This is a genomic window from Psychrobacter sp. DAB_AL32B, from assembly GCF_002224105.1.
Classification (GTDB): domain Bacteria; phylum Pseudomonadota; class Gammaproteobacteria; order Pseudomonadales; family Moraxellaceae; genus Psychrobacter.
On sequence record NZ_NEXU01000103.1, the window covers coordinates 1 to 12,969 of the forward strand.

The window sequence follows — 12,969 nt, forward strand, 5'->3', positions numbered from 1 at the left end:
GTCGTTTATATTTAAATCTTTTGCTAGTCTTCGATAGTTTTTCATTATCCGCCACATAACAATCCATTGTTTACTAGGCTTTATAGTTGTATATTTACCTACGCTGTTCACTAGATACAGACGCACAAACAATTTTTCTAGAATATCAATCTCCTCTTTATTTAATGCATGCTTCAAACCCTCCTTAAATCCATACTCGGCCGTATACAGCCGGTCAAGTGTTCTTGGATTGGGTTTAGACCTAACAATAGAATCATTCTCTTCGTTATACTTATAAGCAAGAATGTTTGTATTTAATAAGCTCTTTACAAAAAAAGGATATATGAAGTCAAGCGAATTGTCTTCATAATAGCAATATTCTGGATAGTAAATGTCATTATCAATAAGCATTTCACGCCTATAAACATTAGACCACAACGGCACAAGACTACCTAATAAAATTGCGCGAACCTCTGTAGCATTAATATAATTACCAGGCCCTACCTCTAGGCCACTCTTTTCCACACCCCTTGCCAAGTAGTTAAAATGAATAACGTCATAATTACCGGCGCTGTTCTCCTTAATAAAATCAACAGCTTCCTGCGTAATATCATCATCTGAATCAACAAACCAAACGTATTTGGCTCGAGATAATTTTAATCCTGCGTTTCTCGCACCACCAGGACCTTTATTGCATTGCCTTATCAATTGTATGTTTTGATCTGGGAAACTATCCTTATAGCTACTAAGCTTAAGGTAAGTATTATCTGTAGACCCGTCGTCAACAAGAATTATTTCTATACCCTCTAGAGACAATTCAGTCAGAGTCTTTAATAGAGTCAAAGAAGAAACGTCTCTATTGTAAAAAGGTACTATCAGACTCAAATACATCAATATAACCCCTCATACCAAATTAAGGAAAAGTCAATAGTTTAAAGATGATAAGGTTCTATGAAAAAAGCTATTATATGATTTAGGGAGACCATCCCGAATTCTGTGTAACTACCCTTTAGATTAAATGCCTGCTGATACGGTTATCAAATATAATAATAAAGCGATTAAGTGCAGACGTCCAGTTACTAATTGGCACCGACCATTTTTTGAGTGCCTGACGATAAACAAAATCATGCTAATGATAATTATCACGCTTTCAATAGTATTTAGCAGTGCTTTCATTTCTGAGTATAGTAACGGCTGTGAAAAAATCATATTGACAATTTGAGTACGTTTCAGTGGGGCGTACCCCAACGGAACCACCTAAAAAGCCCCAAAAACTAATTAATAGACTACTTAAGATAGGCCGTCGTAATGGAACCACTTATAACAGACTGGATACAGTCGGACATGAAATGGTAAATTAACTATCCATTATCTATAGTAATAAGTGAACTTGCCAATTTAAGAATAGGCGGCCATTTGATTAGGAATATCTAATTCTTTATTTTTATTTGTAAGCAGATGATATATAAGGATTTACACGCGAGGCAAGAAGGCGTTATTTACAGAAATAGGTACTCTATTACTACGTAGTTGTGTTAAAGGCGGGGTATTTACCACCTTCAATTTCGATCCATTATTTCCACTAAACATGCCCTTTGGTTATGATCTAAAGGCATCACAACGTCATATTAAAATCGATTTAATGCAGTAAGGATTGATAATAATCATTATGTTGCATTCATAATCGCTTTTCTGCAAAATGGCTTATCTATAATCGCTTGAGCCACTCATGATGAATACCCATACCTCAGACCCTATTGGCGCAGCATGGCTTATCCGTCATGCAAGCATCGATCTGGTTTCCCCTTTATATGTCAGTAGTAGTATCGGTGGGCGCAGGCAAACCTATAAAGAGGATAATGTTATCCATAACGCTTATCAGGAAACTGCGCGTCCACTGGATACTATCATTGCTCACTTACAATTTCACATGCGTCATGAAGTATTGAATTTAGAGTTACTGGTTCGTTTGTTTGAACAGATAGGCGCTAATGACGTACAAGCATGGGTAAACGCTGAGCCCACAGGCAGCTATGCCCGTAGAATGGCTTTCTTGTATGAATGGCTAATGGATAAAGAGTTAGCAGTACCGAGCAATTTAGGCGGTAACTATGTGGATGCTCTAGATGCTAAGAAGCTGGTTACTTCAAGCCCTGCGCAGGTTATCAAGAACGCTCGCTGGCGTATCAATGACAATCTAGCAGGAACCCGTCATTTCTGTCCTCAACTGGTAAAAACAGAGTCGTTTACGCAAGCAGCAGCACTCGATATTGCCACGATGGTTGACAAGCTGAACGATGAATTTGGGCAAGACTTACTGATGCGTGCCTCCGTATGGATGACACTACGAGAGAGTAAAGCCAGCTTTACTATAGAAGGTGAAGGGAAAGAGTTAAAACGTATTGAACGTTTTGCCGATGTAATGGCACGGCGCACGGGTAAGGGCGATATTCCGCTTGACCCTAAATCACTGGCAGAATTGCAACAAGAGATATTAGGGAGTAAAACGGTCATCCAGCAGTATGGTATCCGTCAGTCTCCAGTTTTTGTGTCGCATACTCAGGTCAATGGCTTTAAAGAAATTGTGCACTATATCGCGCCACCTGCTGATGACATTGCTGATAAGTTAGCAGGGTTACAGGCATTTATGGAAAAGACAGATGGACAATCGGCACTGATACGTAGTGCGGTTGCTTCCTTTGCTTTTGTATATATTCATCCGCTAGCTGATGGCAATGGCCGAATACATCGCTTCCTAATTAATGATGTACTCAGACGAGACCAGGTCATTCATGAGCCTATTATCCTACCTATATCACAAGCCATTGCCGAGCATCCCTCAGACCGGCATACCTATGATAAGATTTTAGACTGTGTATCTGTGCCGCTCATGAAGCAAATTCGTGATCATTACAGCTTTGATAAACAGGCGATTACTTATCCTGATGGTATTCGCTCAAACTTAAATTTTGAAGACAGTCACCTTATTCAACCTGCATGGCGCTTTATGGACCTGACGCCTCACGTTCAGTACTTATCAGGACTGATTGCTCATGTTATTGAAAAAGAGATGCATAACGAGTCACAGTACCTAAGACAACATGACCAGGCACGACTGGCGATAAAAGAAATTGTTGAGATGCCCAATAGCTATGCTGATAGAATCATTCGCAGCATGCTACAAAATAAAGGCGTTAAAAGTAATAAGCTACTTAAGGATTATCCGTTTTTGGCAAATGAGGCAGTTTGGGATGACATTTTTGCTATCGTTGTGGAGACCTTTAAAGATGAGACAGATGATTTGAATAGCTAGGGCAAACCCTGCTATATGAAGGGATGTCTGTCTTCATAATTAGCCTTGTATAAATATCATCGTTGCGATGATGATTCGACTATAAAAATTTCGGCTGAGATAATTTAGATTGATACACAGAATGTGGGATAACCTCTCTCCTCATGGTCTCTGCTTTATCGCTATATTTTTTGTCCATTTTTATCCAAATGGTATGGTAATCCCCCCAATAAATAAGAACACTTAGAAATAGAGATTAACTGCTAAAATATACCAGCAGGAGAATCCTATGAAAAAGACACGCTTTACTGATAATCAAATCGTTAATATCCTTAAACAAGCAGAACAAGGCGTACCTATCGCTGATTTATGCCGTGAGCATAATGTCGGCCAAAGCACGTTCTATAACTGGCGCTCTAAATATGGTGGCATGGATGCTGCGCTTATCACTCGTCTCAAAGAGCTTGAAGTTGAGAATGCTCGCTTAAAAAAGATGTATGCCGATGAATGTCTCAAATCCGACATATTACAGGATGCCATGTCAAAAAAGTGGTAGCGCCACTCAGGCGCAAAGAGATGGCTTGTCACTACATTAAAGAGCATGGCATCAGTATCCGCAGAGCTTGCTTGATCTTTAACATTAGCGTCACCTGTTATTATCACAAGTCGGTAGCAACGGATGAGAACCAGCAGATCGCGCACTTGCTTATAGAGCTGACCGAGCAGAACAAGAACTGGGGCTTTGGATTATGCTTTTTAACCTTACGTAATGTACTGGGGCTACCATACAACCATAAGAGGGTGTATCGCATCTACTGTGAGCTCGAATTGAATCTGAGAATTAAACCTAAGCGTCGAATTAAACGCGCTAAACCGCTACCCTTGGCTCTACCTGATAAGATAAACCAAAGTTGGAGCATGGACTTCATGCATGATGCCTTAACTGATGGCAGAGGCTTTAGACTGTTCAATGTCATTGATGATTACAACCGTGAAGCCTTAACGGTTGAGATTGACTTCTCATTACCCGCTTAAAGAGTCATACGCAGTTTAAATCAGCTGATTGAATGTCGAGGTAAACCGGTTCAAGTAAGATGTGATAATGGACCTGAATACATCAGTAATGCGCTTAAAGACTGGGCGGTAAATCAAGGTATCTTGATCAGTTATATTGAGCCTGGCAATCCACAGCAGAATGCTTATGTTGAGCGCTATAATAGAACGATGCGTTATGATTGGTTAAACCAAGAGCGGTTTACTGATTTAGACCAAGTCTGTCAGCAAGCTGAAGATTGGTTATATCACTACAACCACGAGCGCCCGAATATGGGCAATGGCGGCTTTACGCCAATGCAGAAACTAAACCACGCAGCTTAATTCTATTTGATAAGTGTCTTATGGTTGGGATGATTACCCTTGTTTCTCGTAACTATTTTTAAAGTTAAAGTATAGTCACAGAGAGGAGGCCTTTGCTCCTCTCTGCCGTTTGTTATTGGGCAACTTCGTCATGCAGCAGAACATAAACTACCCTTAGAACTTAAATGATATTTGTCCAGGAGCGAATACTAAAGCACCTAGATTTACACCAGATGATTTTACTTCGTCTCCCTTCCATTCGGTTAAGAGATCGTCCGCTCCAGCCTGGAACTCGACACGCGAACTTAACGAGAGCTTAACAGCTGCTATTGAAAGTAATGCAAATACGCGCTCTGTTTCATCCATGAGCGTAGATGGAACAAGAGACTCTGGCAGCAAAGTTTGTACCTCGTTAACAAGCGTTCTCACCATTTCGACTGCGGAACCGCCTAAAGCTTGTCCCGGATTATCCACATATACCAAATGTTTGAAACCTGAAGTGTCATCCCAAGCTTCCAAGTCCTGAGCCTGAGCAGTGATATATTCGGCATTGTTAAGAAAAGTCGCATTCTCTGACGGAGTGCCGCCGACCAACAGAGCAGGACCGCTCAATGTCCCGGACTTTTCGACGGTTGAGCTCGTACCAATCTTAATTGTAGTTTCAACAGTCATATGACCGTACACAATTAACTGTAAGGCCTGGAGAGCAATATTGCCAACACGGCCCACGAGGAAATCCTTGATTTCGCTGAGAACCGCATCGACGCCACTAGAAACCATACTATTGACCTGATTCAGTAAAGTTGGGTCGGAATTTGCATTTACCCCCCCCGCATCTACTATAAGTTGGGACAGTTGTTTCAGTAAATCGGCCAACGAAATTTTATCAGTGAACTTCGGTTTAGAGAATATAAGCTTCCACTGCTTAGTGTTAGGATTCGGTAGTGGGACAAACGATCCATTTTCTGTTGTGGGCACTGTGATATTGATTGTACCGCTATTGTCTCCGTTAATATTAAGGTTAATGCCGCCGTTGTTAATTTGAGTGACAGTAACTTGGCTGTTGTCGGTATTTTTTTGCAAAGTAATATTTTTACCGGTCTCAATGTGTGTAACGGTTTGAGTTTCTTTATTAATAACTACAAAATCCCCACCACGGTTAACAACATAATAAGAACCAATATCAATTACTCGACCAGTAATTTTGATACTGAACGAGAAAAGAGAGTAGGTTTCCCAAACCTTTTTGGGATCGACAGGGTGTGTGAAATTCAGCACCACGCTTCTTTGCACGGGATCATTACGATGACCCGCACCTGGGACTCGCTTAATATACTCGTTGTTAGGATACTCGTTTCGCAGATTACCCAATTCACCTTGATAGGTAATGGTTTCAGGTTTATTGATATATTGTTCCAGCAGCGGGAAGGCGAAACCGCGGAGCGCTTCAAACAGACTTTGGGCACGATTTTCTGATAAAACCTCGTTATCTTCTTCGCTACCCGATGTGCTCGCATGGCCTTCAGATCGGGCTAGGGAATCCTGATTGAGCAATTGGGTAGCAATGATTTCCAATGCGTGCCGATGCTGCTTTTTCAAATCCCATTCACCGACATCAAAACCGAGAAACAAAACCTTATTTTCCGTTAATGGAATCACGTACTGGTCTGTTTGGGGATTTATCTCCTTCTTGCGCTCCTTGACTTCAGTTACGGTGGCTCCCGATCCATCAGCTTCCGTGACGGAGCCAGCGCGGTCTCCAAGCATCAAATTTTTAGCGCGGTTCGCTGCTTCTTCACTCCGTTCTTTGCCAGCTTTCTCCGTTCTTTTTGCTATAAGGTTATCCATCGACTTTTGGGCGTTTTCATCACTTACGAGACCTTTGTCCTTTGCAGATTGAATCGCGGCCGCAGTGGCCGCAATGTCTCGAGCGGCGTTTTTATCAGATTCTAATTCTGCCAGTTTCATCTGAAATGCCATGCTGCCAAAATTACTGGCCAGGCTTGCTGCCGTTTTAAGGCCTTCGAGTGCGTTTTGCTGAGTCCCCGCTAGACCAGCCATATCGCGGAAAGCATCTGCTTTACTAACTGCGCTTAAAATGCTGCCTACACCAGAGGGGTCTGGTATGGCAGGTGCATTCTGTAAGTTAATTAAAGTTTCCGGCATGGCTGAGGGGGCAAGGCCGGTTGGATCTGATCGTCTTGAGGCAAGTAAAGATGGGTCAATATCTTGCAGTTCTGGTTCTTTATTGGTCAGAACCCATTCCCGAGTCCCAGCATGTTCTTCGCAGGCGTTGCATTCATCCATGTGCGCACGAGCATAAAGCCCGCTGGTAGGCAAGCTGATGCGCATTGGCTCTGCGACAGTGTTGCTGTCCTTATAATAACTAAGGAGCTGTTGCGAGGTTTTCAGGTTCGGATCCAAGTGCGCACCTGCAGAAACCCGAAAGACTAAAGAGTTTCCCAGTATTCCAATGGGGCTCCGCTCAACAATACCTGCGATGCTTCGGCTATTGCCTTCACTGGTAGATGTGGAAAATGCGTCCAAAAGGGTATAAAGCTGATCCCTATCCATATTCCACCAAATAGCTTTATGGTATTTAAATTTGTCGCTGTTCAGTTCTTCTAAAAGCTGCTGATATGCTTTTATGAGTTCTTTTCTAGTATCCTCCATTTCATATGCCGACAAAGGAAAAGTCAATATAGCGCCCTGTGGATCCGGGCTACCAGTTTCCGAATGAAGCAGATCGTTGATTTGGTGACCGGGCGAGTCAACAGTTCGCTGGTAGTGTTCGGTTGTAAAGGATAGGGTGCCACGAGTTACATCCGCGAAAGAACGCTTGGGCAAAGCTATATTACTATCATCAAGCGTGGGGGCTTTCAAGGTTAAGTTTACTAAGTTAGACCGTGTCAGCGGTGGGCCAGAATAATTGATCTGTGCGTTGGTGACCCTACCAATTCCGCCAACTCGTATTTGCGGTTCCACTGGAGCGCCGACGACAAAATCAATTCTAATGATGTTTCCGTAGTTGTAGCTTCCAGCAAGGGTGAAGTCGGCATCTATGGGAAAGAATTTTCCATCCCGAATAATACCTAGCTGTAGCCTGTTAGCAAATTCCCGAGCCATATAAGGTGCCACTTCCCGTTGGAAGTAACGGTCGCGTGCTTGCTCATCCAGACCTAAAAGGTCATGCACAATTTGGGAAGGTGAGCGGCTAGTGAAGACCGAAAAAATGGAGAACTGCTTTACCATCTCTTTAAACCGTTGGGTCTGGGAAACTTCAGATATTGCACCTTCCTCTACTTCGTCCGCGACATCACCTTCTGCTGGCCGCGTAATTCCCAGCTTCATGTAGATCGAACCTCTAAGTGAAGTCACCTCCTGATCGGCCCGTATTCCAGGCGGTATGCTAATGGTTTGCTCAAGATTCTGTATTTTCAAGAGAATCTGATTAGACTGAGGTAACGTCGCCCTGAGCTCGCGGAGTTCTACGAGCTTCTTCACTTGATCTATCTTCTCAAATACTGAGCGAAATTCGAGACTCCCTGCATAACGCCGTAAAACATTTCTGTGACGGTAAACCCTATCTAGAGTAAAGTCCTTGACCGTAAAGGGTACGAAAAGGCACTCCCGTACCGCGGCTACCTCTGTATCCACGCGCATATGCCGTAATATCTGGTAATACACTACGCTAAGTGCATGACAGTAGTTAATATTGCGCACCACTTCAGAGACGCCCTCGACAGCTTCATGTTGTTCGGCTTCAGTGACAATGGTCGATTCCATGGAGCGAAGACTGTCTCCATATTGACGTATCGCGTCTTTAAGGTTTTGTTGCTCCGATGCGGCCACCGAGCGCCCGCCATTCTGCCAAGAGGAAGACGAGGCATTACTATGAGCCACCCCACCACCTAATACCACAGGGCCAATAACTGCTCCTGCGCCAGCTGCACCTGCGGTTATAGAGGATTCTGAGCCCCCTTTTGCCCACTCGGAGAGGCTGGATTGCACCGCGTTGCTATAGGTTCTATCTTGAAGTGTGGCCTGTTCCACCTCGTCGCTAGCAAATGTTTGCTCCCGGCGCGATGCTTGTTCGCGCCGTTTAAAGTCCACTTTGACAATACGACGGGTTTGTCGAGGTGCTAGAGTGAGACTATGCAATACATCGCCTAGCGAGTAGCCGTTAGAGCGGTAGCGAACCGCAAACTCTACAATATGTCCGCGAGCCACTGATCTCGGCTGAATATCGTCTGCCTCGCCTTCCCATTCTATTGGATTCTTGTTAGTTACTTCAGCGCGTGTATGAGGTTCCTCCTTCAAGTTGGAGGAGGATATTTCAGGATCGGTTACTCTCAAAACTGTCGAGAATCGCCGCTCGCTAACGATGCGCCCTGGATTGTTAAATGGTTTGCAGGTAGAGCCGGGATCATCAGAGAAAATATCAGGTCGGTCGAGCAACGCCTTTTCATTAACATCTATTGGAATACTGCTACTTTCAACGCTTAGCAGCTCAAATACAGGTAACAATATGGTTATATTGTGCTTAGTCGAGCGCAGTTCAGTATCTGCCTGAAAACCGAAAAATAGTGCGGGGCCCGAAAGAAGCCATACCCAGCCCACATATTCAGTGTTATCGGGGAAAGGTTGCTCAATTAAGAAATGGCCTTCAAATTCAAATTCCGCTTCAGAGAGGGGGAATGATGCGAGTTGCTGAGCAATATCTGTACTAGGTAAAATTTGTACTGCGCTATTAACAAGGGTTTCTGCAGTAATTCTGAGCAGTTGCACAATATTGGTTTTGTGATTGCTGGTAACTGGGGCAACGGATAAACGGTATCCATCAAATCGTTGCTGTGGGTTTCCGGGTATGGAGTAACGCCCTGAGCGCACAAACCTTTGGTTTTCCTCTAGTATCATCTTCATCAGGTCAATTGCAATGGTGGCATGAAAAACTGAGCCGTCACGCCTATAGGCTATTTCATCAGGCTGGTAGGTACGCTCTTCTATAAGCTTCCCTTCAGCAGTGACCGTTGTTGCTTTGATAGGTTTTTTGAGATCCACGTTCCAAGATTGAAGCTTAGTGGTCTGATTAGCAAAGACTGTACCAGTGTTTTTATGACGTGCTCCATTTGCATCGGTGGCCGAAACGGTAAGGAAAATCGGAGGAAAATCATCAAGGAGAGGAGAAAAAAACCAACTTATGTAATATCCTTCTATATCTTCAGTACTAAAAATGAGCTGCTCACTTTTAACTAGAGTGCCAATGATTTTTTTTGTTTCATCAGCAAGTTTGATATGGTTGAGATCTTGAAAAATTTGAATTAACCCTTCTTTCTCCCTGTGCCGAATAATGGCTTCAGCATCGCTCTTGGATATACCCAATTCTTTGAAATCATCTTCCGTCGCAGTATTTATATTGTACATCTCGATTCTCCAACTTTCCATGTTGTTTATTTCGATGACAAACTATCGTGATTAGCACCTATAACAGATCTTGTATAGCTCTAATATAATTGCACGGTTAACACCAGTTACTTCAAAAAAGAGTACCTCATTATTTTAATGGTTTCAGATGCCTAAAATAATCTAGAGTCTTTAACAGCAAGTTAGTATTTTTATAATGACAAATATTACTAGATTTGTAGTGGTAGTAGAATGTAATGATGAGTAGTCAATTATCAGTTAACGAAGACAACCCAGTTCCAGTTAGTGGACTTGATAGGCCGACTCTAGAGGTGGTGTATCAAGAAGTATGCTGATTAAAATTTAAACAATTCTTGAAGCCTTGAAAGCCCTGTAGGATCAGAGAACGTAGCATAGATTTCTTATTGACTTTTATCGCTAGCATAATTTTTAGAACACCACCAAATTTTTTATTATCCATAATCAATCTTAATATATTCTTTTAAAAGAATATATATATTAATTACCTTCTGCGGTGGAAAATATCCTCAAATTATCTACTTCAAGTACACCACGATGTACACTGGCGAAACCAATTTGCATTTAACACCTTTAATATCAATATCTTACCTATCGGATTCGAGTCCTCACTAGGGAGCCATATCTTTTTGGTTATACCTGAAAATACATAGCATATACGTAAAAAAATTGGCAAAATTTGATAGTGAATAAGCCTAAATCAGATAAAAAATTCTGTTAACTGATTTAGGCTATTTAGATTTGCTTGTGTGGCTGCCTATATAGCCTCTTTTTCTGCCAAAGTTTGCTTAGACTAATATTGTTAGTTCGGTATTACCCTTAACGTACAGTGGGTGTTTAGGCTCGCCAGTTTTGTTTATTCCTAAGCATAGTAAGTCAGCTTTTAAAAATTATTTTACTTGATTAGCCCTGTCTTTATGGCAGCCGCTATTTCCCCAACAAGCTACGATCTTATCTGCTTTATTGGGTAACTGAGCTAGATAGCTATCATTTTCTGGACCTATGGGGCTTTCTTGTTCAATCATAACGCCTGGGCTTGTAGCGCGGTATGCAAATAAGTTGGTAATCCTCCCAACCATAAGACATTTATTTAAAAACTCTTCATAAAGTTGCTAATACAAAAGTGGCCGTACTGAAAAAAACCAGTACGGCCATCAAATTTATGGTTTTTTATAAGTTATAGTCACTTCAAAATAAAGGTATCAAGCGCAAACAGCATCTTTTCATATAATGACCCCTGCCGTCAAATCCGTAGAACCAAACTTGGGAGATTTTAATTACGCAGCCTGACGATAATAATCAAACCACACCACACCTGTCTTGGCGATTTAAAGCCCAAGCCCTTTTGAATCCTCGTTTGATTGTAGTACAACTCGATATATCTAATGATATCGTTAATGGCGGCAAATCTGGTCTTATAGTCTTGATGATATACCAGCTCATTATTCAACACGCCCCAAAAGCTTTCTATTGGCACATTATCATAGCAATTACCTTTGCCACTCATTGAGCCTGTAAACAGATGCTGTTTGATGATCTTGTGGTAAGCATGGCTACATACTGGCTACCTCTGTCTGAATGTACAATCAGCCCTTGGCTTGGATGTTTGTTCTTGATGGCCATGTTCAATGCTTTACACACTAAATCTGCGGTCATTCGCTTATTGATCGCATAGCCGACCAGCTCTTTGGTGTATAAATCTTTGACTCCAGCTAGGGTGTGTCATCAATTAGCACAGTTATTTTAGAATAAGCTATACTAATTCTATGTTTATCAAACTGAGCTCAATCCTCATGACAAGACGACATGCTCTACGTGATGACCAATGGGAGAAGATTAAAGACATCCTACCAGGTCAACCAAGTGACGTTGGTGTTACCGCCAAAGATAACCGATTATTCGTAGAAGCCGTTCTGTACCGCTATAAGACCGGCATACCTTGGCGCGACCTACCTGAACGCTTTGGCGACTTTAGAGTGGTGCATACCCGTTTTAGCCGTTGGTCAAAGAAAGGGGTATGGGAGCAAGTATTTAACTTGCTATCTGAGGCGTCTGACAATGAATACGCCATGCTCGACGCCACCATTGTCAAAGCCCACCAGCATAGCGCTGGAAAAAAAGGGATCAAGCCATTGGGCGCAGTAAAGGTGGGCTGACGACTAAAATACATACTCGAACAGATGCATTAGGCAATCCTACTGGTTTTTATCTAACAGGTGGCGCGGCTCATGACCTATGTGGCTCAGATGAACTGCTCGATGTCAGTATTAGCCAAACTTGGCTTGCCGATAGAGCTTACGATGCTGATGCCCGTGTTATTGAACGCATTAAAGCTGTACAAGGCAATGCAGTCATACCGTTCAAATGTCATCGACTGCAGCCAAGAGATTTCGATGAAGATCTTTATCAAGCACGGCATCTGATCGAGAACTTCTTCGCCAAGATTAAGCAGTACCGTGCGATTGCCACTCGATATGACAGGTTAGCGAGCCATTTCCTCAGTGCGATTCATCTGGTTTCTTGTGTTGTCTGGCTTAATTGATGACACGCCCTAAGTAAAACCAGCCCTCATCAGTCCAAATATAGGTGATGTCACTGACCCACGCTTTATTAGGACGCTTAGCATCAAACTGCTGATTTAGTATGTTTGGATAGACTAGCTTGTTGTGATTGGAGTCAGTGGTGACTTTAAAGCGCTTGTGACGACGGCATTTTATATCATGTTCTTCTTTGATGCTTCTCACCATGTATAGGCTAATGTCATGGCCTTGCACTGTTAGCTTTGCATGCAAACGCTCATAACCATAACGTTCTTTACTTTCACTGTGAGCGCTTTAACTAGTAGCTCGCAATGGTTGCGATGTATCTGCTGCTCGCTGATATCGCGTCTACTCCAGTCG

At 42.5% G+C, this 12,969-nt stretch carries 4 protein-coding genes and 4 pseudogenes; 3 read left to right on the forward strand and 5 right to left on the reverse strand.

What is annotated here, in order from left to right; all coding sequences use genetic code 11:
• On the reverse strand, nucleotides 1-870 hold an 870-nt coding region (locus tag CAN34_RS11640), incomplete at its 3' end, for a glycosyltransferase (RefSeq protein ID WP_121509232.1).
• 838 nt (nucleotides 871-1,708) lie between these two features.
• Here CAN34_RS11640 and CAN34_RS11645 point away from each other — a divergent pair.
• On the forward strand, nucleotides 1,709-3,292 hold the full coding sequence (locus tag CAN34_RS11645; RefSeq protein WP_089555792.1) for a Fic family protein: 1,584 nt from the start codon (nucleotides 1,709-1,711) through the stop codon (nucleotides 3,290-3,292).
• Nucleotides 3,293-3,560: 268 nt separating this feature from the next.
• Nucleotides 3,561-4,648, forward strand: a pseudogene (locus CAN34_RS11650) (IS3 family transposase).
• 153 nt (nucleotides 4,649-4,801) lie between these two features.
• On the opposite strand, the gene CAN34_RS11655 reads toward CAN34_RS11650, so the two are convergent.
• The 3 genes and pseudogenes from CAN34_RS11655 to CAN34_RS11665 all read right to left on the reverse strand — a co-directional run.
• Nucleotides 4,802-10,051, reverse strand: coding sequence for an OmpA family protein (locus tag CAN34_RS11655; RefSeq protein WP_165767650.1), 5,250 nt, complete (start codon nucleotides 10,049-10,051; stop codon nucleotides 4,802-4,804).
• Nucleotides 10,052-10,959: 908 nt separating this feature from the next.
• Complete coding sequence (locus CAN34_RS14680) at nucleotides 10,960-11,148, reverse strand: DUF1643 domain-containing protein (RefSeq protein WP_089555794.1); 189 nt, start codon at nucleotides 11,146-11,148, stop codon at nucleotides 10,960-10,962.
• A 198-nt stretch (nucleotides 11,149-11,346) separates the two neighbouring features.
• Nucleotides 11,347-11,785: pseudogene (locus tag CAN34_RS11665) on the reverse strand (DDE-type integrase/transposase/recombinase); the annotation flags it as partial.
• 77 nt (nucleotides 11,786-11,862) lie between these two features.
• Here CAN34_RS11665 and CAN34_RS11670 point away from each other — a divergent pair.
• Nucleotides 11,863-12,611 (forward strand): annotated as a pseudogene (locus CAN34_RS11670) (IS5 family transposase).
• Here CAN34_RS11670 and CAN34_RS11675 read toward each other — a convergent pair.
• Nucleotides 12,607-12,969: pseudogene (locus CAN34_RS11675) on the reverse strand (IS3 family transposase); the annotation flags it as partial. The pseudogenes CAN34_RS11670 and CAN34_RS11675 sit on opposite strands and share 5 nt — an antisense overlap.

Coding starts and splice junctions, on each gene's coding strand:
- CAN34_RS11655 (WP_165767650.1), bottom strand. CDS start 10,051: ATGTACAATATAAATACTGCGACGGAAGATGATTTCAAAGAATTGGGT.
- CAN34_RS11645 (WP_089555792.1), top strand. CDS start 1,709: ATGATGAATACCCATACCTCAGACCCTATTGGCGCAGCATGGCTTATC.
- CAN34_RS14680 (WP_089555794.1), bottom strand. CDS start 11,148: ATGGTTGGGAGGATTACCAACTTATTTGCATACCGCGCTACAAGCCCA.